The sequence below is a fragment of the Haloquadratum walsbyi J07HQW2 genome, assembly GCF_000415985.1.
Taxonomy (GTDB): Archaea; Halobacteriota; Halobacteria; order Halobacteriales; family Haloferacaceae; genus Haloquadratum; species Haloquadratum walsbyi_B.
Genome location: NZ_KE356561.1, coordinates 883459 through 906427 on the forward strand (window position 1 = coordinate 883459; position 22969 = coordinate 906427).

Here is a 22969-nt window from a genome sequence, read left to right on the forward strand (position 1 = left end):
TCAATAATCATCAATTAATCCCGTTCTCACTTGTGTTCTCGTTTAAAAATGAATTAAAATCCTCTGGGTCATCAGCCGAGAGGTCCCGTGGTGCACCGGTAAGGATATTTGAATTGAACGGACTCCATCCACCTGGGTCAATATCATTGAACGGGGTCTCACAGAATGGACATTCTGGCGAGGTTAGCATTGAAATTTTTATTTCTTTACTGCAATAATCACAATCTGCATTTTCTATTCCCTCTTTGAGCGCCGCCTGTCTAATGTCCTCCAAGTTTTCTTGACTATTATTTATAGATTCAATCGTATCAGTATTATCCTCAATCTGGTCTGTTAATTGACTCCGACGTGTCTCAATCTTTTCTTGTCGGTTAATCGCTGCTTCAAACGCATTTTCAATTGAATCAAACTCATCATCAATCCGTGATCGAATTGCCTCTTGAGACTCCTCAAGTTCATTGATCCTCTGTTCAAGTTCCTGTTGTAACTCCAAAGACTCCTCACGTGATTCCTTGAGTTGCTCAATATTTTCTTTAATTAAATCTATCTCAGATCGTATATCACTCATTCTAGTATCACTCCCAGATGTGCTATTCGTCGCCCCACTTTTGTTTTCATTTTCCACCATGTTCACCTGCTGTTCTATGCTTTCTACGCGGTCCCGAATGCGGATCCAACGCTCGGTCTGACTTCGGCGATTCTGATCAAGTTCATCCGATAGGTCGTATAGTCGTTGCCACAACTCTTTTTCTGAGGATTCATCCGACATTTTCTTGGATCCATTATACTCCGGACCGCTTTCAGAGATACCACTCTCTGCAGATACGGACGCAGATTCAGATTTAGACTCAGACGCCAATCTTTTCGTCGGTAGCGGCTGTTGCTCGGTTTTATTGTCTTCAGAAGACGTGTCATTCTGCTCATGGGGTAACTGATTAGCAGCCGATGTATCCGCAACAGAACTTAGTGTGCGCTGCAATTCAGTACGTATCCAATATGCAGAAACAAGTTGATCGAATATTTTACCCATAGATACCTCTTCAGACTCAGCTATCTCTTCAGCCCAGTCTAAGAACTCATCGGCATCGGGTTCTATATGTTTATCTGATGTATGATCTACCATTGATATCTTACGACTGTGATCTGAGTGTTTCGATTGAGGGTATCTATTGGAGTGATATCGAATACGGATTCAACGACAGCTGTGGTCGGCGTTGCCATGCTCAATGAATTATTTCGAGCACATGTTCTGCGAGTGTATTGGCACAATAACCCGAAGCAATATATAATTAAGTGCGAAAGAGTTTTTAGAAAGTTCATATTCTCGCCATTGATTTCATAACTTAGCTAACTATTTTAGATGAATCAGTATAATTCGTCATTGAAAGTTATACGTGATATGGACATATATCCTTTTTGTCATACATTCATCATTTTAGTTTATCAGACCGATGAATTCAAAAGTAGATATTACGACGGTATCAAACACGAAATTTTGCTAATTAACAGATAAACAGGGCCTGGCAATTATAATTTTGTTGATCCACGTGATTACTAAATTAGATGATTATTTACACTAAATTATCATATTTATCCCGCACACCATATTTTCTCGGACAGTAATCTCAACTCAATAACACTACTTGTATCAACAGCGACTGAGGCATCGCTTCTATGAATAAATATAGTAATCAGACATTTGATATTTGATATTTGATTCATACAGAATAAATCGTCAACTACCGAAATAATTCTCAATATTGTCATATGATCGCGTCGTAATGAATAAACCAAGGGTGAGATCTGATTGAAGCTGCTGATGTAATCGATTCAATACATTACTAATAATTTTGAAATTTTGCACAATATTATTGCAACAAGAATATCCAATATGAAATTGTGAACCACATTTGGATAATCTACCTATCCGTCTTCGGGTTTGCCACTGCAGCGTGCCTCACTGGTGCGTATCGATCTCGTCGCGCCGTCGATAATGAGGTTCGAACTGGTCTTATGTGGTTATTTTCTCTCACTGGACTGTGGGCACTGACAACTGTAGCACGGATTGCAGTTCCAGATATGCGCATTGACATTGCACTTCGCATTGGGGGATTAGTTGTCGGTCTCGCAAGTATCGGTGCGTGGCTGTATGTTGCCTCAGCATATGCAGGGTATAGTTACCACCGAGATACGGTAAATCGTGGTTTGCTGCTTGTGGTATATTTGGCTATTGTCATCGCAAAGCTCACTAATCCGATTCACAATCTCTATTTTATTCCGGCGCAGGAGTCACTCCCGTTCTCACATCTTTCATTCAATCCGGGACCATTGTACTGGTTCGTCACAGGGATTGCATACACAGCTGTGTCGATAGGGCTGTACTGGTTACTCAAATCTGCGTCGCAGACACAAATTAATGCTACCAGATTTAGAGCAGTGCTCGTTCTAACCGCTGCACCGGCGCTTCTTGATGTGTTTGTTTACGCAAATATTATTCCCTCAGTAATTATTGAGGTGAGTTATGCACCGCTTGGAATGGCTATCTTCGCGCTCGGGACCGCGACTGTCAGTAACAAAGAATTGTACTCGGTTTCACAGTCATGGCGTCGAAAAGCGCTTTCTGACATTGCGGATGCAATTGTTCTCACCGATGCAGAAGGGCGGATTAGATATTTCGGATCCAACGCTACGGAAGTATTTTCGACACTCACTGGGTCAAAAGGGCAATTATTTGAGACCGCTGCCCCAAAGTTATACCAACTCACACACGGGAGTGGGTCGCTCAAGTGGGATCAAGATGGTGCAACGAAATATTATGATACTATTGAGCGGGATATTCAATCATCGGGATCTCAATCCGGGACAGTTTTTGCATATATCGACATAACAGAATCTAAAAAAGCAGAATTAGAACTCGCTGAGGCTGAGATTGAGCGCCAGCGATTTCAGCAAGCTATCGAAGCAGTCGATCATTCTGTGTTTATAACAAACGTCCGCGGTACGATTGAGTACGTTAACCCGGCGTTTGAGAGCAATACTGGGCATGAACGCTCAACACTCATCGGTCGCTCACCAGCAATTTTGAACGCTCCAGATGCCCCCGATGCATATCCAAATAATCTCTGGGAACGAATGCAGGAAACTGACGGAAGAGAGGCAGAGGTTATTCAGCAACGTTCTGACGGAACAACATATTATGTACAACAAACGATTACGCCGATTAAATCACAAGACGGAGAAACGACCTCGTACGTGGTTATCCTCACGGATATCACGGAATTGAAAGAGCATCAACAGCATATAGAACTGTTGAGTCGGGTCCTTCGACATAACATGCGGAATGATATGAATATCGCTCGTGGATACGCAGAAACGATACTTGATAATCCGGCTATCAGTGAAAAAGATTACACTGCTAATATTATTACAGCGACTGATGATGTAATAACGCTCGCTGAGCAATCAACAGCAATCACGAATCTAATTATTGATCCGCCCGAGTGTCAGAAGGTGAACATGAGTGATATTGTCCAACAGACAGCCGAGCGTATTTCGGAAAAATATACACAGGCATCCATTGAGATTGAGTGTCAGAAGACACCACCGGCACGAGCAATCCCACAGGTCCGTACTGCCGTGGAGGAACTAATCAGTAATGCTATCATTCACTCTACTGAGGAAGAAATTTCAGCTAATGATGAAATCAACAGAGATACTAGAGACAGTAACAACGAATTTGATACACCTGAACAAGCATTATCATTGGTATCGTTACCGCAACCATCTCAAGTCACTGAAGTGAAGGTATCTGTCACAGTTGAGAGACTACCGACAGAGGGTGAAGTGGCTGTACGCATTGAAGATGAAAACCAACCGATTCCGGGTATGGACAGCCAAATACTCCAACGTGGGACCGAGATACGATCTGTTTATCATGGAAGTGGACTTGGACTGTGGTTGGTATACTGGGTTGTAATGCGGTCCGATGGAACGGTTGACATCGAAACACAAGATCCACGTGGAAATCAAATTGAGATGCGATTTGAGCAGTATTGAATTACTCGTTTACTCGTGAGTCAATATGTCTTAGATATTCATATCAGAAACTGACCACTTAAAATAAATAAAAATATACTTTATGTGACGCATACTTCCGTGCTAATTATTATAATTATTGATGTTACTTAGCCTTACAACCACTCACGAAATCATAAATAAACAGTATCTGACAGCGATACAAATCGCTTGCTAACAATTATGATTTGAATATCCAGTTCAATGTTACATACATGGAATGGCATCGACGGAAAGATCTTGAGGGTGGAAAAGAACTAGGTGTCTGGCTTTGTCGCGATGAGACAGGGACTGTCACAGAGGAACTATATGTTGAATCACATGAATATCGTGGTGGTGATTTTGACACTTACACGGCGACACCCACCGGCGAGTGGACACATCTCGGCTCATTCAAAACATCTACGGAGGCATTTGCTGCCGCTCGCAGTCACATTGATTCAACTTCTGGCTCTCTCATCACAGAATCATAATGTGGCTAATCTCTGGCAGTTGTGACTAACTGCTACGTCGCAATGATGGATCCAAAAAATGCATTACTCAGACACACTACTGTTCTTTTAGCAGTTTGTAGGCGCTAAGCCCCCGCCCCCGTCCTCAAGGAGCGAGCCGCAGGCGAGCGAGTACGGCGGGGCGGGGGCAGGGATACAGCGCCGCCATCATCTATCTTACACTACCTTACTACCAACCCACAAGACCACAAAACCACAAACTCATAACTTTAAGTTTCAACAATGTATATACTGATTCGATGAATAGACACGAAATCGAAGGTCACGAAGTCATCGACGGAGAAGTGACAGCCACTGGGAATGGAGCTCACGTTCTCGTTCCCAAACGATGGCGTGGCGCAGACGTGAAAATCGTCCGAACCACAGAATCAGACGAGTAATCTAATCCATGCACTACGCTTACGGGTATCGACTCCACTGCACCCAACCGAAGCCCAGCGCGAAAAGCTGGACTCTTACAGAGATACCTGTCGGCAACGGCAACTGTACAACCACGCGCTCACCGAATTCGAGCAGATACCCAACTCAGCATCAGCAGGAACACTCACCAACCGAGTCAGGCAACTCCGCGACCAGCTTCCAGACCTCAAAAACTGGTGGGACGAGCTCAACCGACCTGTACTCGACGGTGTCGCAAGCCGCTGTGATGTCGTGATGCGATGCGATGCGGATCGAAGACAACATTAAATCCCTGCCCTGCCCTGTCCTGGCTGAGCTCACACAGAACGGCTACAACGTCGGGAGTCTCAACTGGCAGTCGCCGAGCGAGTTCAGGAGTTTTACTTATGTGCAGTCTGGCTTCGAGTTCGAGTTCGAGTTCGACAACAAAAACGGTCAGACCGTCCTTTCACTCTCAGTTTCGAAACTCGCCGACATTCCAATCACATCACCATCCACCGTGAAGTTCCCGACGGCGTAACCGTCAAAGAGGTCAGTATCAAGAAAGAACGAACAGGTGGATGGTACGCTTCGTTCGCCGTTGAGGGCAAAGGAGAACCAGCCAAGCTTGAAAACCCTGACCGTTGTGTTGGAATCGATGTTGGGATTCTCAAGTACACCCACGACACGGATGGGCGTGCTGTCGGCTCCCTTGACCTCGACCTCGACCTCCAAAACGAACGAGAGCGACTCACGCGAGAACAGCGCTCGCTGTCGCTGTCGCTCTCGCGGAAACAACAAGGCTCGAACAACTGGGAGACACAACGGTTGAGAGTGGTCTGGCCGAGTGTCACCAGCAACTCAAGCGCAAGCGACAGCGACAGCGACATGACTTCCTGCACAAGCTCTCAAACTACTACGCCACTGAGTACGACTTGGTGGCTGTCGAGGATTTGAACGTGAAGTCTATGATGGAGTCGTCTTGGAATAGTCAGAACATGATACGGCTTCGGCAGCGTGGGATACGTTCGCCACGCAGCTTGAATACAAGTGCAAGCGTGAAGGAACGCATTTTGTTGAACTGAAGCCTGCTGGCACGACCAAGGATTGTGCTTCCTGTGGTGTCGAGTCAGATAAACCACTGTGGGTTCGGGAGCACTCGTGGCCTGCCTGCGGGTTCGAGATGGATAGGGATGCGAATGCTGCGCTCAATATCTTGTCTCGTGGGTTGAAGAAGCTAGGACTGGGACAGTCCGAGGCTGGAAGGCCCGTGGAGACTGCACTCGCGCTCGCTCTGTTCACCTCCTCAGACAGTTCTGACGTTGTGGATGTACAGTGCGTCGTTGAAACAGAAGCGGAAGCGGAAGCCCCCACCCTCACCCTCACCGGAGCCGCGTCAGCGGCTGAGTGGGGTGGGGTAGTTCACTGGTAATCGTCAGCATGTATAAATAAAAAAAGTATATCGACACCGGTATTTCCTTGCGGTCAAATTGACACCTGTATGAGTACGAATGAAGATACCCCAGTCGAGCAGACGAACAACTGGCCTGAACTTGTCGCAATGGTGTATGAAGAAGTGAGTGGCGGTGATGACCCGACCACGCTCCGTCTCCGCAATATGGAGATCCAGGTTCCGAGTAAGACCGGACCTGATGCAGACCATGCACATTGGACCGTTGACGGAACGATTGATCTCAATCCCCGAGAGTAGATCGAAACCAGAGTCAAAGTCGATAATACTGTAGTCTGCACGACTTGTATGTCAATTGATATTTGATATCAAATATCCATAATAAAACCGAAATATCCCTCAGAAAGTACTGTGGGGAATGATGTACAAGTCATAGTCCTACATTTTTTTGCGGTTGTGGTGGTGTGGAAGATAGTTATCCCTATGAGCGCTCTGTCGAGGTTTGATATAGAATGTCATATCGATGACCGACATAACTGAGCACTCCATCAGATATCTGCTGACGTCGCGATGCGAGCCAGTCATCAATTTCAGGAACGGCATCACTTGTCACAGTTTCTTCAACGAATGTGAGTAGCTGTTGTAAATAATATTGTTCATCACCTGTATATCTATTTTCTTGTGGATATACAACTGCATCAGCAGCATCAACCGCACGTACTGCTCCAGGACGATTACGAAGTGTATCCAAGAGATGTCGTCCCGCATGGCTATCTCGATCCGGTACGGCATCGATTGCATCGTGATAAGCCGTTTCAACAGCATCATCTGCGGGATGGTCCGGCTGAAAAACGGTTGTTCCGTCGAATGTTAGCGGGAAGTACGCAAGTCCGCCGGGACGAAGTGCATCCAAGAACACGCCTAATGCTTGCTCAATCGGGACAAGGTCCATAAACTGCTGTGCCATGAGCAGATCAATGTCATCAGCGTCTGAAGCAGCAGCAAGTGCATCATCTGTCTCAAAGACAACATCAAGCGATGATTCAGCGTCAGAGGTAGTGTTAGTATCAGTGTCAGTATCGGTACCTGATATATTACTGACAGTGAATTTATATTCAGGAGCCGTTGTAACCTCAAAGTCCCGAAATCGAAGTTCACGAGAGCGGACAGCGTGGGCATACGCAGTTAGCTGTTCGGATGAGTCAATGCCACGATATGACCCACCAATTCCCAAGTCGAGTAGTCGCGGGACCGTTGCTCCCGTTCCAGCACCGATATCGATAATTTGTGGCTCCGGCGGGAGCAATTCAGTGAGAATCTCTCTAACTCGTCGTGAGAATGACCGGTCATCAACGGTTCGTTTTGCTTCTAGATATCGAACGAGTGCATGATCAACATCCATTTTCACAGTGCCCGTGTATGACTCGCCCATGCTGCATCGTCTTCCCAGATTTTCACACGGAGCTGATCAGGCGTATCTTCACCAGCAGCAATCAGCCTCTCTGCTACACGATCGCCAAATATTCGAGAGAAATGCTCAACGCTTGGGTTTAGCCCTTCAAATTCTGAGAGATCATTCAATACTGAATCACGATATCGTTCAACAAGATCGTCAAGTATTGATTCCACTGTAAGAATATTTAATAGATACCCGTACTCACCAAGTGATTCACCGGCAAAATGGAGTTCAACTTCGAAATGGTGACTATGTATCTGTCCCTCTGGAGGCTCTGGGTCCGGCACTGTAAGAACATGTTGTGCGACAAAATCGCGCCTAACAGCGAGTTCATGTGGGTATATCTCAGTCATTGTTTTAGCGTTATCCTGTTCTCTTGCTCTCTCATCTTATCAGTATCCGTTTGTGTTAATATTTCTCTATCAGTCATGCTATGATTTCTCTGTGATTATCTCCTTGATTGTGTATCAAAGCTAGTGTAAGTCCCAAGTCAGGTCTGTTGCGAGACTGAGCTGGCTGCAGTTGTAAATGTGAGTCACACTGGTTGGTATTATGCTCATCACTAACACAGTACCCAATTTCGTCCGCCCTTCGTTCATTTTCGCGGACATTGAAGCATATTGTCATGTCTTTTTGTGCTGTAATTGTCGCACTCAATTGGTGCTGTCTACAGACAACTGTACACGAACATAACCTATGTGTGAAAATATCATCAGAGTGTATTATCGGGTATTGTCGCGACGGCTGGGGTTTCGCTTCAGCACCAATCCACTCAATATTCATTATTATTCACCACTCGGATGATTGAATAGCCATGTCGTGTGTCAGGTGGGGCATATCTTTTCATCAGTATGTCAATAATACCTGCAGCGTTGATTCCGGTACTTCCGTTAATCGACGGTATGCACTTGAGGCATCATCAAATGAAACTCGATCGGTAATGAGTGCGTCAACATCGATTGCGTTGAGTTGGTCAATTGCGACAGATAGCCGACGGTCGGTATTCCATCGTCCCCGGAGGTCAGGATTAATCGTACTCACCTGACTCGATGTAAGTGTAATGCGGTCACGATGGAAGTCACCACCAAGTTCCAGTTCTGTTGGTTTATTACCGTACCATGATCCGACAATAATTCGACCATCATACCCGACAACATCGATTGCAGCGTTGAGTGCGGCAGGCTGACCAGATACCTCATAAACGAGGTCTGCACCAGGTGGATCATGATCATTAAATATATCATCGCATGCTGATGGATCAAGAGCACGATCTGCACCAAATGTGCGTGCTAACTCTCGACGACCGGGGATTGGTTCAATGACAACGAGTTCGCTAATTGGGAAATTAGCAAGTAGCTGTATTGTGCAAAGACCAATAACACCAGCTCCAAAGACGACAACGCGTTCACCGACGCGGGGGGATCCATCGAGTAAAAAGTTTGTCGCTGTCTCAGCGGTCGGTAATAATGATGCGGTCTCATCGTCTAATCCATCTGGGATCGAAATAAGATTATCTGAATCAACACAAAACCGATTTTGATGCGGATGAAATGCAAATACTCGCTCATCGACTCGGTCAGTTGCTTCTTTCCCCGCTTTGACAACGTCGCCAACGGCGGCATACCCATATGTGGTCGGGTATGATAAGTCGCCATCAAGTGTCTCAAGTGTTTCATCAGCAGCCATCTGCTCGGGGACCTCTCCGTGATATAAGAGTAATTCTGTTCCAGGACTGATTGCTGAGACAGTTGTCTCAACGATGACGTCATTTGGACCAAGCTCTTCGGTTGAAACTGAATCAAGACGAACATCACGAACGTCGCTAAAGACAAGTTTGCGTGCGGTGTCCGTATCTACATCTACATCTGCATGCACGTGTGTGCCGGAATCAATATCAGAGCTGTCAGTCATGCATTTGTCCGTGTGTTACCGTCATGGTATTTTCACCACCCATATCAAGCGCGTGTATTTCAATAATAGCTAAAATTATACTTGTATTGGGCTGAATCGTATCAGTATCTGCATGTATGCACATGTTCATACTACTGGTCTTGCCAACGCTGCTGGCGGCAGTGATGTTACTGAGAGATACTGATCCTTTCATTGTCACTACTCGCCAACCCACTCAGACTCAACTGTATCGCGACCATGACCACTTTTGATGCCATCGGCTTCATCATCTGCGGCATGCTCTGCGCCGTCGGCTTCATAGGCAGATATACCAGATTCACGACATACCTCAAGCGCATGTTTTGCATCGCTTCCAGCATCATGTGCTGTTTCTCCTCGCCCGATGCCAACCTGATATTCAACGCCAGCTTCTACGCTCACATGTTCAAGGATTGTTTCGAACGTGTCATATGATAGCTGTGGACAGATTGCAATGACATTGTCACCGCCAACGAACTGGGCAACGCTATCATATTCTGCCCGAAGATGTTCTCTAAGCGTCATAACAGAGTCACGGATTGCCAACTCAGTGTCAACAGCATTGGTGTCATCGGTATATGTTCCCGTGACGTCAATAATATCAAAGTGTCCAACGGTCATCTGTGTCGACGTTGTTGTTCCTGAGACACCGCCATATCGAAGTGCTTCGCGTCGGCTAGAGTCTTGAGCGCTACCGGCTTCTTGTAACTGTTCGCTTGCTCGACGGACTGCCTCAACAGGTGTCGTTGCCTCGCCAATACCGACACTGGCAGTCACAGGATATCGATTCCGGATCCGCTCTTGAAACCGAACAAATGCTTCCGGTGGAATATTGTTAACAACGCCGAGCATGTTATCAAAACGATTGTAGAATGCATACCCATCGCTCCGACCAACAAAGTCAGCAAAATCAGCATAAATTCGAGCCTGTAATGCTTGGAGATCTGTCTCTCGGCGTGGAGCCGGCGTAACCGTCCATGGTCCGTAGTCATCAAGTTGCACAAGTGAAAATCGAACCGTCTCATCGAAGGTGTTCGACACAACATATTGACGATGTGCCCCTCCAGATTAAATCCTCACATTTAGCTTCGGGTGTAAATATATAGGTCAATTGACCTCATAGAAGATGAATTGAGCATTATCCAATATTCAATAGTTGCACTGAGTTGCCCTACCCACCACAGTTAGTTGCTGAAACCGCTTTTTACTACATATCATCTGAATTTTCTACTTTTGAGCCGGTGACGGTGGCAGTGGCAGTGTTCGTGAGTATGATTACACATACGTGTCCCGTTTGATAGTATATACGCGGTGCCGCCGGCTTTAATTAACATTACTCCAAGTCGTTTCAATTGATCAAATGCGTTCTCAACGTGCTTGCTGTTTGGTCCTTGATTCATGATATCCTTGCAAGAACATATCGTGATCTCTGTGAGTCTTGACTGATCTCATCACTATTGATTACTTCGACCGGCTGTGAATTCGAGAGGAACGCAAGTATAAACGACTATACATATCCTCAGGCTTTTCAAGAGATATATCCGGCACCGCCACATTTAGTACATGAGTATATATTATCTTATGAGTGATATTGCAGTCGTCGTTCTTGACACGGTACGAGCGGATGCATTTGATCGACATTTTGGGTGGCTCCCTGGGTCGCGGTTCACGCGTGCGTGGTCAACGAGTCATTGGACCGGTGCTGCACATGCATCACTTTTCACCGGGCGATACCCGAGTGAAGTGGGCGTGACTGTTCATGACTGGACACTGTCGACGTCGGTCCCAACGCTCGCTGAGCGACTGCAGACAGCCGGGTACGATACGAACGCGTTTTCTGCAAATATCAACGTCTCACCAGCATATAATTATGACCGTGGATTTAATTCATTTGAGGGAACATGGCGTCTGTCACTCCCTGAACCAGAGATATTTAATTGGTTTCGACATATGGAAGAGAATGATGCGCCAGCATCAATAGCGTACGCAGATGGTGTGTATCAGATACTATCTGGCGAATACGATATCAAACGGTCACTCCAACTTGGCGCTACACATGCACGTCATGCATACGACATTGGAGCCGTTGACAGCGGCGCAGAGGCATTTCGAGACTATATCAGCCGCGATGGTCCAAATGTTAATAGCACTGATGAGCGTCCGACATTTTTATTTGTAAACCTCATGGAAGCTCATCAGCCATATCGCGTCCCATCGTCGCATCGCTCAGTGAAGCCATACGCAATGGGTCCAGCATTCGAAGCAACATTTCGAACAAGATTCGCTGACCCGGCAGATGCGGTCGCCGCTGGTATAGATCCAACGACAGTTAATACGCCTGAATTAACTCTTGACAGCGACCATGCAGCTACGGCATACGATGACTCGGTCTCATATCTCGCCGATGTCTATCGCGATGTCTTTGAGAAATTGCGTGAAGACTTCGATTATGTGATTACAGTCGCTGATCATGGTGAATTATTCGGGGCATACGATGTGTGGGAACATGGATATGGGGTCTATCCTGAATTACTTCAAATTCCAATGGTAATCACAGGTCCAGGATTTCCAAATACCTCGCGTGATGACCTAGCATCACTGCTTGACGTACATCAGACGATATTATCAATCGCAACTGGGAGTGAGGGCGGTGATATGAGTGAGAGCCGAGGTCGTGACCTTCGAACACACGGCAGTAGTGCACCTGTACGAACCGAGTATCATGGGATTGCGACAATGCGGCGTGAAACACTACGCAAGTGTGGATATGACCCAGCAGCAATCGATACCGTCGATACAGATTACCGTGGCGTTGTCACTGATACGGCATATGGATATGAGTCAGATGAGGGGTTCTGCGTTATAGGCGATGAGACAGATACAGACACAGACACAGATGAGCTAAAATTAGCACTACAGTCTCTCGATGACCAGATCCCAGATAATCGGTCCGAAAGCAACGCTATCGAAGTGACAGCAGCAACACGAAGCCAACTTGAGGATCTCGGCTATACTTGAGTGGTTTGTGGGTTGGCACTCAACTCATTATATTTAGTTGATATCAGAATTTAGAGACTAACGATGAGAAATCAGAATCTAATCAGTGAGAATACGTAATCGGTGGTAATATCAGTCGTCTGCAAAAACAATCTCATCAATTTCATGACGAGGATTATCGTCGTCATCATCTTCATATTTATACGTCACATCATCGTCTTCATCCGCCGTTGCATTGTGTGACCCATCACAATACGGCTCATTATCTGAAAGACCGCATGCACAAAGGTACGCAGTTCCACCTTGTTCTTCAAGATCTTCCTCATCAAGCGGTGTCGGTCCATTTGCTTCATGTGTAACTTCTCGTGACATATATTATATTCCGCCGCCCAGACGGAAGAATCCTCCGCGGTATACAAATGACGATAACACAGCAGGAGAGTATCATACACGCAGCCAGCCTTCTAAGGTACCGAAAAGCACCTCTTTGATACTATGATTTACCGTCAAGGTATTCAGCAACGGTTTCAAGCACTTCATATCCGTTATGCCCGGCGATTAGCGGAATTGTTGTCACTGGTTGCTCAAACTGTTTTCGAGTCTGTTCTAATACCTCTTGCTGGCTTTCTCGGCGAGTGCTACATAGTGTACATGACGTATCGATATCAGTCAGCACCTTATTAACAACAATTTGATCGACATGAACCGAGGCACTCTCAAGTCGGTCAAGTAGCCGTTCAGTCTCAAGTCGTGACAATCGCTCAGGCTCCATTACAACACGAAACCGTGTTTGATTTGGATTCTGCAGAACTGTTGCAACACGCTCGATACGGGATTTCGTTGAGTCAACATCGATATCCGAAAGTCCACGCTCTCGGTCATCGCTCCCACCGGAAAAAAATCCGCTCACAGCATTTGTCACACTTTCAACCTGAGATTTCACCTGTAATGCTTTGCCGAATGTCGAATCAAGAATGTCGGGGAGTTGTAGCAGTTTAAGCGTATGTCCGGTCGGAGCTGTATCGAAGACAACATGATCCCAGGTATCATCACCAATGTATTGGCTGAACGCATCAACAACGGCAAGTTCATCACTACCAATCACATCACCAGCATCAATGCCAAAGGTATCACCAATATCAACACCAAGATTTTCAATCTCATTTGTCAACGCGTCGATCGTATCTGTATAATTATCATCAAGTCGCTGTTGCGGGTCAATCTCAGCGGCATAAAGTGGGTACGTGTCATGAACCGATGTCGGTGTCGCACCAACAGTCGTCTCAAATCGATCTCCGACTGAGTGAGCAGGGTCTGTCGAAACTACGAGTGTTCGCTCACCATGGCGGGCATCTGCAAGTGCTGTTGCCGACGCAGAAGTGGTCTTGCCGACACCGCCCTTTCCACCATACAGGGTAAACTCGGGCATTATTATCACATGGACCCGGGTGTGTATATGTCACGCGGACCAGCAGCGATGACGCGTGTATAAAATATGATGTGACTCACCGCGATGCGTCAATATATATTTTACTCTACTCGATCCTACCATTCCAATCAACTGCGAGCGTCGGTCTCTATTGATACTGTAATGAGCGTCTAAAGATATAGCCATATGCAGAGTTGCGCTTACAACACCCAGCGCACGGTCAGTGAAAAACAATTACTAGTCCAGGTGGGGTTCAATTATCGAGGAATTTCGTACACAAACATCAACGACGACGCATTCGTCGGGTGAAGACACACATTTGATTGTTTAGATGATCAGTATTTCATAACGTCCCTGCACGTTCCATTTCTCGAAGATCTGAAACGCGTTCTCTGATTTCCTTCATGTCGCCGTCTTCGCGCTTATTATCCACATGGCTGTACATTAAGCCCATCCGGTAATTGCTTCGAAGTGTTTCCTCGTTTCGGTCAAGGAAATCCCAATATAGTGAATTAAATGGACAGGCACCATCGCCGGTATCTTTCGTTTTGTAATACTCACACTCACCGCAGTAATCACTCATTTTATCGATATAATTTGCCGAGGAAACATACGGTTTGGTTGCGAAAACCCCATCTCCATACTGTCCCATCTCAACAACATTCGGCGTCGTAACCCAATGGTATGCATCAACGTATGTTGCATTAAACCATTCATTCAATTCTTTTGGATCAGCACCCCACAATGTCGCAAAGTTTGCAAGCACCATCAATCGCTGTATGTGATGTGAGTATCCGCGTTGTTTGACATCATCAACGGTTTCACCAAGACAAGCCATGTTTGTGTCTCCTGACCAAAATGCCGATGGAAGGTCATGTTGCGCATCAAGCTGGTTCGCTGAGGAAAGCTCAGGCATAGTATGCCGGTAGACATGCCGCATGAATTCCCGCCATCCAAGTATCTGTCTAATAACGCCCTCAACAGAATTCAGTGGGATATCATCGCGATTATTATATGCGGTCTCAATCTCCTGAATCACTTCGACAGGATGAAGCAAACCAAGATTGATCGAACTTCCTAATAATGCATGTGACATTGCCCAATCCTCGCGTCGCATTGCATCCTGATATGGACCAAATGACGGGATACGCTCAGAGATAAAATGATGGAGTTTCTCAAGCGCCTGCTCGCGGGTCACTGGCCAAATAAGTGAGTCTGCTTCTCCCCATGTATCGAACGTTGACTCAACCCATGACATTGTTTCTTTGGTGAGTTCATCGTGCTGTGGGTCGTATACTGGTGGTGATTCCCAGTCATCTGGTGGGAAATCCCTGTTTTCATCATCGTAGTTCCACTCACCACCAACTGGGTCATCACCATCCATCAACACGCCACTTTGACCTCGCATCCACCGATAGAACGTCTCATGTCTGAACGATTTGGTATCTGAATTATTCGCCCACTCATCAAAGGCTGGTGTTGTCCCAACAAAGAGTTCGTTCTCGACAGATCGATACTGCCCACCAGCATCCTCGACCATCTCATCAAACCGCATAGCGCTATTATAACTTGGTGAGCGCATCTGTATGAGTTCATCATCAGGATACCGTTCAAAGTACTCCGCAAGCGCATCACTGAATGTGTCTGCTTTGAGATAAACAACATCATATCCTGCATCCTCAAGCTCATCTCTGAAATGTCGCATCCCACTAAACATGATTGCAAGTTTGTCGTGATGATACGATTTTCGCTGGGCAAAATCACGCGCCTCAATCAATAAAACGCGAGATCCAGAAGGCGCCCGCGCAAGCGGACCAACATCAGGATGGAGTTGTGTGCCAAGAATCCATGGCACTGTTGTCTCGCCATCCACCTCATACGTCGGGGTGTCCCCGACCAATGGCTGTATCATTATGTGTCTTACCGGCTAGATACCAATATTACTTATCCAAGCTCATAATTGAGAGGGTCGATTTCTAGTTTTGAACTGAGACAATATACATCTCCCTGCCGGGTAGATCCACATAATCGGATAATAAAGAAGCTAGTAACAACCGATTGAATAATGATGATACCTCAGATTATCACATTCTGATCATGTGCTGATTGATATTAGCTGTATGATAAATTTTTCGACAATAGAAGATACCAACGTCTCGCGTCATGCTCCAGGACCAAGTCCAGCAATATCAGCACTAACCGTGGCGAGTGCATCAGCAGGATTTCGTTCAGCGTCTGCAACGTGCGTCCAGTGATGATTTGGGAAATCTGAAAGTAGTGTGTTGATCACACGACGATATCCGCTGAATTCCTCTCGAGTCGCATCCCGCCATATATCACCAATGACTGTCATTGAGTCAATCCTAATCTCAAGTGGTAATACCCCATATCGTGTGAGAACACACGCAAGTCCTAAATGAAGTGCAGCATATTCAGCGGTATTATTCCCTGTTCGCGACCCAACAGGTCGTCCAACCCGACACAAAACCGTCTCATCCGGTGTTTCAACCACAGCTCCTGCCCCTGCTGGTCCGGGATTCCCCCGAGAGCTTCCGTCTGTATACAGTACAAGCCTCTCGACATCTAAATTACTTGATTGAGGAGATATGTCCATTTCGACAGACCTCTCACGAACAGCATCAACTGCTGTTCGTCGCTCAGCTGCAGTTGTTTCTGGGGCAAACAGCCCACCAAATCCAGGGATAGCCTCATCGATTGCATCAATCGCTGTTGTGATGTCGTATGCATGCTGCGTGATTACTTCTGCTGTTGCTGTGGCAAGCGGTGAAAGTGACTCAGTTGGTGGCTCAGGGATTGTGTCTTTCATTAATATTTAATTTTCGCTTGTGACTGTATGCATGTTAGCACATTGGTTAGCTTGCAGTATGACTGAACTCTTAATATATCTAAGCGACGGACGCTGTATGTTGTATTATATATTTAATTAAACAAGGGTCATTGCGGTAAAAGCTCTCGGCGAGTATAGATTCTTATATCATAACAACATCGGGTTATACATGGGTGATGATGTGACGACCTATGAGTGCTCACACTGTGGAAATCTTGGGATCGGGGATGGACCAATTACGTGCTGTGAAGAGACAATGGGAGCAATAGAAGATGATCCTGATCCTGTGTCAAGCAATCCAACACTGTCTGATCTGCTGAAAAGTGTATTTGAAATGTCAGAAACAGAATTAGAACTCTGTTTGTGCGTCATGGAGGGTGGCTCAGTAACAGTAACAACACTTGCAGAGCAAACTGAGTACGACCGGAGTCTCATCAATCGCCATCTCAACCATCTTGCATCAATTGGCGTCGTCAAAAAACAGCGACGACTTCTCAACAGCGGCGGTGAGGTATACGTGTATACGCCGGTATCACCAGAAACGGTAAGAGAACAATTACGTGGCGAGTTTTATCGGTGGACCGCAGCGGCAACGACGCAACTGAATGCGCTTCAACGGGAAAAGGTAGAGTCGATCGCTGACCCCGATGAGGGGGACCCAGCCTGGGAGGTATTTTATTCAGAATAACACGAATATATAATTGAACCGGAGAAAAGACTCTCTCAGGTTATGAGATATCAGAGATAATTCGATTCTACATTTCAATTAGTTCTATATGTGTATAATACGAAAATATGGATATGAATATGCGTTCAGCATCACGTCCACTGAACTGCTCAATGTGTGATGAAGAGATTACAGATGTCGGATATGTTCCGGCAAAAGTAATTGAAGATGAATACAAACCTCACACACAGGATGCAGTCTGTGGTACATGTGGATTCAATCAAATTGGGATGATGGGGTGCGCCCCCGGGCTTTCTGACATAACTGATGTTGATCCCGATGATGAACCAGAGCAAACTTTGCTACATATTCGCATGAAAGATGATAATATCATCGTGACCAATCATAAGGGATAATATACGGCACATTAGGCGCTGAGTGTATTTTGAGGGATCCGACAGAAGACAGAGACATTCGCCAGGTGAGCTATTATGCTTAGGATCGCAGATCATCAGCAGTTGTTGAGGCGATTGTTGATCCTGATGTTAGTCAGTCATTGGACCGTCGCTGAGTCTCTAATTATATGTATCACTCAACTCAGAGACAAACGGCGCAAGATACTACCTCTAACTTACTATTTCTGTGAGATAATCATAAGAAATTCACTTTGATTGCAATCCAATTATACTTACACTAATCGGCTCTATTGAGGGGCAATATTTGTACTCATCACCTGTATAGAGTGATCACAAAAAACAGGATAGGGAATTAAAAGTTAATTAAACCTATCTTCAGACCATATCCTCAGAAACATCATAAATGACGCCGAGCACGACGCCATAGATGAGATGCCACAGCAGCGATGGAGGCGCAAAGTTTGGAAACGGTGGACTCGCAGGTGATCCGATAACACTTAGCCACACTGGCATCACAAGCGCAGCAAATCCGGCCCAGGTGATGACGCCCCACAATGCACCAATTCCAACTCGTGCACCAAGTCCCGAGAACTGTCCAAGGCTGGTGAGTGCTGCAAATATAACACCGAGAACAGCGCCATGAGAGAGATGTACGAACAATCCAAGACCAACATTTGCTGGCGGTGCAAGTGTGTATAGTGAGGGGATTGCAACAGCAAGCGTTGGTGTATTCATCATAATGATTGCAGCACCCATTACTACCGCTCCAGCGATGCCACCAATGACACCTGCTTTCCATTTACCATCAGATACGTTTGCTTGTGAGCTATTCGCAGTCTCAGCCTGAGTCGACATGTATTGATTTAGGTGAAAGTAATATAAATTATCGCCGCGGTCTCTTGAACCGTGCTGCAGGCAGCATAACATTTATTAAGCAGCTGAATACGTTAGTGTCAGGATCAACATTACATTTATGTAACATGAATGTAATTCTTCCGGGCTTACCCTTTTATCATGATATGACTGTCCACTACGCTGGACAACATATTTGAAAATAGCCATTACTATCCAAGACCTCGGCACGTAATGAGCAGCGGCTCGTCTTATCAAATGGTGTGATACTAGACAGTTAAGAAAAATGTCCAGTGTCAGCGGTGCCCTCAGTGATGACCGAGAGATTAGCGGAGCCACGAGAGTCAGCTATCTCGCGTGCATCATAGACCCTCATTATTGACCGTTCCAACTCATTGAGGTCACACTCATTCACTATCATATGCCAGTTGAAACAATCAATATAACCACCGACCACAATCAGACAGGTCAGCATAATCGCCATGGGACGGCTCATCTTGATGGTGAGTTCGTCTCGCTTCGAGCGTATGATCGGCTTGCTGATAATCTACAGGCGGAGCAGGGCGAGTGCCTCGGGGCTTGACCCCGAGGCAGTTCACTATAGTATGTGGTGAAGCCAGCAGCATCACGACGGTATTTGTTGATCAGCTAGTTTATTCCATACTGCATCACAGCAGTAAGACGGAGTTATTAATTGAAATTAATTATATTTTTTAGATATCGAATTTTGTAATTTTTGAAATTTGGCATGAAATTATCACCTGCGATTAAATATCGGCTATTGATGTAATTGCATGAGTATACAAATAGCACACACTTCATTATCACCCGTTTTCGAAATCACTCAGTATCGGGTAAAATCACAATGCCCTCGTGGTACCCACTCTAAGATATTACATGGGAACTAATACAGCAGTAAGTCACCTGCGTGGTGATGGGCGAGGATGGACACTTATCGCGATTGCACTCGGATGGGTGTTTGTTCTTGGTGGTCGGTTTCTTGTGCCTGCTGTTCTTCCACAAGTGAAAGCAACATTTGCGGTTGGTAATCTTGGGGTTGGCGTCGCAGTGACCCTTATTTGGGCAGCATATGCGCTAATGCAATCACCTGCTGGCGTGTTAATTGATCGGCTAGGCGAACAACGATTGCTTACGGGAAGTCTTCTTCTTACTGGTGGAACTGTTGTGATTCTTGGAATTGCACCAGTATTTATTATCTTTTTATTCGGATGTGGGGCATTTGGCTTTGCGACCGGGCTTTACGGACCTGCCCGAGGTACAGCATTATCGCGAACATTTCCAAATAACGATAGTGCCGCGATTGGTGCAACACTTGCTGCGGGAAGTCTCGGGTCAGCAATATTACCATTGACAGCCGGAGTACTTGTTGATACACTTGGATGGCGGACTGTGGTTACAGCATTAGTTCCCCTACTTGTGCTGGCAAGTGTACTCACCCATCGTGTTGTTATACAGACATATGTCTCAACCTCAACCTCAACCTCAACTTCAATTACAACTTCACCAGCATCAGATACGTCTGAGACGGTCTCACAATCACAGACACCATCGATTCAGAAGCTAATAACTAGTGGCGTTCGTGCGCTTCGTCACCAGGGGGTTGCTCTTGCGGGAGCAGCAGTTGCATTGATGTTATTTGCCTTTCAGGGGCTATCTGCGTTTTATGTAACATATCTAGTCTCCGCGAAGCAACTTGATCAGTCTCTTGCAGCAGGGATGCTTGCACTCTTATTTATTGGTGGTGCGGTCACACAACTCATCGCTGGTCCCATAACCGACCGATTCGGTGAACGTATTACGCTCACTACAATGACAGCACTCGGTGTCCCGGCGTTGATTGCAGTACCGTTCATTGATGATCTCATCCTCCTTGCTATTGTTTCGGTGCTCATCGGGTCCCGACTCGGAATTGCACCGGTTTCAAATGCATATATTATTGCTGTGCTCCCTGATACTGTCACGGGAACTGCATGGGGAACTCTTCGAAGTGGGTTCTTTTTATTTGCTGCTACTGGGTCGACTATCGTTGGGGCAATGGCTGGTCGTGGACTGCTTGAGGAGTCGTTTTTCCTGTTAGCAGCTATCACCGCGGTTGCAGCCGTACTTTATGCCCGTCTCCCTAATCGAGAGAACACACACTCAGACGCTGATACACACGTGTCATGACAGTAAGCGACGATCAAGCGGTTCTTAGCATTTTATAGGCGCTAAGTCTCCGTCCTCAAGGAGCGAGCCGTAGGCGAGCGAGTACGGCGGGGGCGGGGATACAGCGCCGTCATCGTCTCACGCACATTAGATTCGTGCCATCCTACGGACACACAAACCGACAGTTTTAGATTTCAACAATATTTATACTATGTCAATAGACAGACACGAAATTGAAGCTTACGAAGTCATCGACGGCGAAGTAAAACCACAGGTAACGGCGCTCACGTCCTCGTTCCCAAGCGGTGGCGTGGCGCAGATGTGAAAGTCGTCCGAACCACAGAATCGAACGAGTAATCCATACTACACCTACAGGTACCGACTCCACTCGACCGATGCCCAGCGAGAGACGCTGGACCACTACCGTGATACCTGTCGGCGACCGTACAACCACTCACTCAACGAATTCGAACAAATCCCCGACTCAGCAGGAACGCTCAATCAACGAGTGCGTCAAGTCCGTGATTAACTTCCAGACCTCAAGGACTGGTGGGACGAGCTGAACGACCTGTGCTCAACGGTTGCGCAAGCCGCAGTAATGCACATCAAGGACAGCATCAAAGCCCCTCAGGACTCAAACCAGAACGGCTACAACGTTGGAAGTCTCAACTGGAAGTTGCCAAACGAGTATCGGAGTTTCACATGTGCTCAGTCTGGCTTCGAGTTCGACAGGAAGAACGGTCAGACCGTCCTCTCACTCTCACTTTCGAAACTCGTAGACATTCCAATCACCGTTCACCGCGAGATTCGCAAGGATGTCACGGTCACGGTCAAAGAGGTCAGTATCAAAAAAGAACAGACTGGTGAGTGGTACGCTTCGTTTGCTGTTGAGAATAAAGAAGAACCAGCAAAGCCCGACAATCCTGACCGTTGCATTGGAACCGATGTCGGGATTATCAAGTGCCCTCATGACACGGATGGTCGAGCCGTCGGCTCACGCTCGAACAACTGGGGAAAAACGACGGTTGAAGATAACCGAGTGCCACCAGCAACTCAAGCGGAAGCGACATGATTTCCTACACAAACTCTCGAACTACTACGCCACTGAGTACGAGTTAGTCTCTGTCGAGGACTAGGAGTTGAATGTGAAGTCTATGCTTGAGTCGTCTGTCAGCAGTCAGAACACGATACGGCTTCGGCAGCGTGGGATATGTTCACCACACTGCTTGAGTACAGGTGCGAGCGTGAAGGGACGCACTTTGGCGAAGTCGAACCCGCAGGGACGACCAAAGAGTGCGCGTCGTGTGGCGTTAACTCAGACAAACCGCTGTGGTTGGGTGAATACTTGTGCCCAGCGTGTGGATTTAACATGGAGATGGATAGAGACGCGAACGCTGCGCTCAACATACTTTCTCGTGGTTTTGAAACGCTGGGATTGGGACAATTCGAAGCCGTAACGCCTGTCGAGACTACGCTCCCTCTGTTCATCTCATCTGGCAGTTGTGATGTTGTGGACGGAAAGCGCGTCATTGAAGCAGGAAGCCTCACGCTCAAGGAACGAACCGCGCAAGCGGTGAGTGAGTAGGGTGGGGTAGTTCACCTCCCGTTGGATACAGCAATCAGAAAATAACTGTCACTGCCATCTCATAGATTGAGCAGAATTCTAGTTGTGGGCTCCATTTCAGGGTCAGATGAAGACATTGTATAATATCACGACACCTGGGAGTATCTATAGATCAGCATTACACAGCAATAAATCACAGATAGGTGATAAGTTATATTCACAAAGCCAGGATTAATGCATTATTCCTGAAAGAGTAGCGTATATTCCACG

20 protein-coding genes and 3 pseudogenes are annotated in these 22969 nt (G+C 46.4%); 12 read left to right on the plus strand and 11 right to left on the minus strand.

The features are described 5' to 3' along the window. Positions 1 to 10: 10 nt before the first annotated feature. Positions 11 to 1123, minus strand: a complete 1113-nt coding sequence (locus J07HQW2_RS04070; RefSeq protein WP_021054091.1) for an AAA family ATPase — start codon at positions 1121 to 1123, stop codon at positions 11 to 13. A gap of 776 nt (positions 1124 to 1899) precedes the next feature. On the opposite strand from J07HQW2_RS04070, the gene J07HQW2_RS04075 reads away from it, so the two are divergent. The 5 genes and pseudogenes from J07HQW2_RS04075 (at position 1900) to J07HQW2_RS04090 (ending at position 6675) form a co-directional block, all read left to right on the plus strand. Continuing rightward, positions 1900 to 4056, plus strand: a complete 2157-nt coding sequence (locus J07HQW2_RS04075; protein WP_021054092.1) for a PAS domain S-box protein — start codon at positions 1900 to 1902, stop codon at positions 4054 to 4056. 233 nt (positions 4057 to 4289) lie between these two features. Then, a complete protein-coding gene (locus J07HQW2_RS04080) occupies positions 4290 to 4547 on the plus strand; it encodes a hypothetical protein (RefSeq protein WP_021054093.1) in 258 nt (85 codons plus the stop codon). 278 nt (positions 4548 to 4825) lie between these two features. Continuing rightward, entirely contained in the window at positions 4826 to 4966 is a 141-nt protein-coding gene (locus J07HQW2_RS17625) for a DUF2080 family transposase-associated protein (protein ID WP_021054094.1), read from the plus strand. An 8-nt stretch (positions 4967 to 4974) separates the two neighbouring features. Next, positions 4975 to 6396, plus strand: a pseudogene (locus J07HQW2_RS04085) (RNA-guided endonuclease InsQ/TnpB family protein). A gap of 69 nt (positions 6397 to 6465) precedes the next feature. Continuing rightward, positions 6466 to 6675: a hypothetical protein gene (locus tag J07HQW2_RS04090; protein ID WP_021054096.1), complete on the plus strand. Its 210-nt coding sequence runs from the start codon at positions 6466 to 6468 to the stop codon at positions 6673 to 6675. Between the two features lie 181 nt (positions 6676 to 6856). Here J07HQW2_RS04090 and J07HQW2_RS04095 read toward each other — a convergent pair whose 3' ends face one another. From J07HQW2_RS04095 to J07HQW2_RS04115, 4 genes are all read right to left on the minus strand, one after another. Beyond that, positions 6857 to 7807, minus strand: a complete 951-nt coding sequence (locus J07HQW2_RS04095) for a class I SAM-dependent methyltransferase (RefSeq protein WP_021054097.1) — start codon at positions 7805 to 7807, stop codon at positions 6857 to 6859. Beyond that, the gene (locus J07HQW2_RS04100; protein WP_021054098.1) at positions 7780 to 8184 is read right to left on the minus strand and encodes a 6-pyruvoyl trahydropterin synthase family protein; all 405 of its coding nucleotides are present in this window, start codon (positions 8182 to 8184) and stop codon (positions 7780 to 7782) included. The genes J07HQW2_RS04095 and J07HQW2_RS04100 overlap by 28 nt, the downstream gene beginning before the upstream one ends. Positions 8185 to 8677: 493 nt before the next feature. Next, positions 8678 to 9742: a zinc-dependent alcohol dehydrogenase gene (locus J07HQW2_RS04105; RefSeq protein ID WP_021054100.1), complete on the minus strand. Its 1065-nt coding sequence runs from the start codon at positions 9740 to 9742 to the stop codon at positions 8678 to 8680. 198 nt (positions 9743 to 9940) lie between these two features. Next, positions 9941 to 10801, minus strand: a complete 861-nt coding sequence (locus J07HQW2_RS04115) for a GTP cyclohydrolase III (RefSeq protein WP_021054102.1) — start codon at positions 10799 to 10801, stop codon at positions 9941 to 9943. 540 nt (positions 10802 to 11341) lie between these two features. Here J07HQW2_RS04115 and J07HQW2_RS04120 point away from each other — a divergent pair. Beyond that, a complete protein-coding gene (locus J07HQW2_RS04120) occupies positions 11342 to 12778 on the plus strand; it encodes a sulfatase-like hydrolase/transferase (protein ID WP_021054103.1) in 1437 nt (478 codons plus the stop codon). A 111-nt stretch (positions 12779 to 12889) separates the two neighbouring features. Here J07HQW2_RS04120 and J07HQW2_RS04125 read toward each other — a convergent pair whose 3' ends face one another. The 4 genes from J07HQW2_RS04125 to J07HQW2_RS04140 all read right to left on the minus strand — a co-directional run bounded on the left by J07HQW2_RS04125 (position 12890) and on the right by J07HQW2_RS04140 (position 17013). Beyond that, complete coding sequence (locus J07HQW2_RS04125) at positions 12890 to 13129, minus strand: CDGSH iron-sulfur domain-containing protein (RefSeq protein ID WP_021054104.1); 240 nt, start codon at positions 13127 to 13129, stop codon at positions 12890 to 12892. Between the two features lie 121 nt (positions 13130 to 13250). Beyond that, positions 13251 to 14186: an ArsA family ATPase gene (locus J07HQW2_RS04130; protein ID WP_021054105.1), complete on the minus strand. Its 936-nt coding sequence runs from the start codon at positions 14184 to 14186 to the stop codon at positions 13251 to 13253. Positions 14187 to 14529: 343 nt separating this feature from the next. Next, positions 14530 to 16098, minus strand: coding sequence for a cryptochrome/photolyase family protein (locus tag J07HQW2_RS04135; RefSeq protein WP_021054106.1), 1569 nt, complete (start codon positions 16096 to 16098; stop codon positions 14530 to 14532). 249 nt (positions 16099 to 16347) lie between these two features. Further along, positions 16348 to 17013, minus strand: a complete 666-nt coding sequence (locus tag J07HQW2_RS04140; protein WP_021054107.1) for a ribonuclease HI family protein — start codon at positions 17011 to 17013, stop codon at positions 16348 to 16350. A gap of 190 nt (positions 17014 to 17203) precedes the next feature. Here J07HQW2_RS04140 and J07HQW2_RS04145 point away from each other — a divergent pair, with 190 nt between their 5' ends. Next, complete coding sequence (locus tag J07HQW2_RS04145; protein ID WP_021054108.1) at positions 17204 to 17722, plus strand: helix-turn-helix domain-containing protein; 519 nt, start codon at positions 17204 to 17206, stop codon at positions 17720 to 17722. 113 nt (positions 17723 to 17835) lie between these two features. Next, positions 17836 to 18117 carry a hypothetical protein gene (locus J07HQW2_RS04150; RefSeq protein WP_048075468.1) on the plus strand — a complete coding sequence of 94 codons (282 nt, stop codon included), beginning with the start codon at positions 17836 to 17838 and terminating at the stop codon, positions 18115 to 18117. Between the two features lie 375 nt (positions 18118 to 18492). Here the strand turns inward: J07HQW2_RS04150 and J07HQW2_RS04155 are convergent, their stop codons facing one another. Both J07HQW2_RS04155 and J07HQW2_RS17630 read right to left on the minus strand, forming a co-directional pair. Further along, positions 18493 to 18972: a DUF6789 family protein gene (locus J07HQW2_RS04155; RefSeq protein WP_021054110.1), complete on the minus strand. Its 480-nt coding sequence runs from the start codon at positions 18970 to 18972 to the stop codon at positions 18493 to 18495. A gap of 274 nt (positions 18973 to 19246) precedes the next feature. Next, complete coding sequence (locus J07HQW2_RS17630; protein WP_303703956.1) at positions 19247 to 19384, minus strand: hypothetical protein; 138 nt, start codon at positions 19382 to 19384, stop codon at positions 19247 to 19249. A gap of 6 nt (positions 19385 to 19390) precedes the next feature. Here J07HQW2_RS17630 and J07HQW2_RS17635 point away from each other — a divergent pair, with 6 nt between their 5' ends. From J07HQW2_RS17635 to J07HQW2_RS04165, 4 genes and pseudogenes are all read left to right on the plus strand, one after another. Further along, positions 19391 to 19552: a hypothetical protein gene (locus tag J07HQW2_RS17635; protein WP_021054113.1), complete on the plus strand. Its 162-nt coding sequence runs from the start codon at positions 19391 to 19393 to the stop codon at positions 19550 to 19552. 314 nt (positions 19553 to 19866) lie between these two features. Beyond that, positions 19867 to 21156, plus strand: a complete 1290-nt coding sequence (locus tag J07HQW2_RS04160; protein ID WP_021054114.1) for an MFS transporter — start codon at positions 19867 to 19869, stop codon at positions 21154 to 21156. A 190-nt stretch (positions 21157 to 21346) separates the two neighbouring features. Further along, positions 21347 to 21492: pseudogene (locus J07HQW2_RS17640) on the plus strand (DUF2080 family transposase-associated protein). A gap of 1 nt (position 21493) precedes the next feature. Next, positions 21494 to 22720, plus strand: a pseudogene (locus J07HQW2_RS04165) (RNA-guided endonuclease InsQ/TnpB family protein); the annotation flags it as partial. Positions 22721 to 22969 lie beyond the last annotated feature (249 nt).

What these genes read in the sequence shown, in the direction of transcription:
- J07HQW2_RS04070 (WP_021054091.1), bottom strand. Translation starts at nt 1,123, where the DNA reads ATGGTAGATCATACATCAGATAAACATATAGAACCCGATGCCGATGAG.
- J07HQW2_RS04080 (WP_021054093.1), top strand. Translation starts at nt 4,290, where the DNA reads ATGGAATGGCATCGACGGAAAGATCTTGAGGGTGGAAAAGAACTAGGT.
- J07HQW2_RS17625 (WP_021054094.1), top strand. Translation starts at nt 4,826, where the DNA reads ATGAATAGACACGAAATCGAAGGTCACGAAGTCATCGACGGAGAAGTG.
- J07HQW2_RS04090 (WP_021054096.1), top strand. Translation starts at nt 6,466, where the DNA reads ATGAGTACGAATGAAGATACCCCAGTCGAGCAGACGAACAACTGGCCT.
- J07HQW2_RS04095 (WP_021054097.1), bottom strand. Translation starts at nt 7,807, where the DNA reads ATGGGCGAGTCATACACGGGCACTGTGAAAATGGATGTTGATCATGCA.
- J07HQW2_RS04100 (WP_021054098.1), bottom strand. Translation starts at nt 8,184, where the DNA reads ATGACTGAGATATACCCACATGAACTCGCTGTTAGGCGCGATTTTGTC.
- J07HQW2_RS04105 (WP_021054100.1), bottom strand. Translation starts at nt 9,742, where the DNA reads ATGACTGACAGCTCTGATATTGATTCCGGCACACACGTGCATGCAGAT.
- J07HQW2_RS04120 (WP_021054103.1), top strand. Translation starts at nt 11,342, where the DNA reads ATGAGTGATATTGCAGTCGTCGTTCTTGACACGGTACGAGCGGATGCA.
- J07HQW2_RS04125 (WP_021054104.1), bottom strand. Translation starts at nt 13,129, where the DNA reads ATGTCACGAGAAGTTACACATGAAGCAAATGGACCGACACCGCTTGAT.
- J07HQW2_RS04130 (WP_021054105.1), bottom strand. Translation starts at nt 14,186, where the DNA reads ATGCCCGAGTTTACCCTGTATGGTGGAAAGGGCGGTGTCGGCAAGACC.
- J07HQW2_RS04135 (WP_021054106.1), bottom strand. Translation starts at nt 16,098, where the DNA reads ATGATACAGCCATTGGTCGGGGACACCCCGACGTATGAGGTGGATGGC.
- J07HQW2_RS04140 (WP_021054107.1), bottom strand. Translation starts at nt 17,013, where the DNA reads ATGAAAGACACAATCCCTGAGCCACCAACTGAGTCACTTTCACCGCTT.
- J07HQW2_RS04145 (WP_021054108.1), top strand. Translation starts at nt 17,204, where the DNA reads ATGGGTGATGATGTGACGACCTATGAGTGCTCACACTGTGGAAATCTT.
- J07HQW2_RS04150 (WP_048075468.1), top strand. Translation starts at nt 17,836, where the DNA reads ATGAATATGCGTTCAGCATCACGTCCACTGAACTGCTCAATGTGTGAT.
- J07HQW2_RS04155 (WP_021054110.1), bottom strand. Translation starts at nt 18,972, where the DNA reads ATGTCGACTCAGGCTGAGACTGCGAATAGCTCACAAGCAAACGTATCT.
- J07HQW2_RS17635 (WP_021054113.1), top strand. Translation starts at nt 19,391, where the DNA reads ATGCCAGTTGAAACAATCAATATAACCACCGACCACAATCAGACAGGT.
- J07HQW2_RS04160 (WP_021054114.1), top strand. Translation starts at nt 19,867, where the DNA reads ATGGGAACTAATACAGCAGTAAGTCACCTGCGTGGTGATGGGCGAGGA.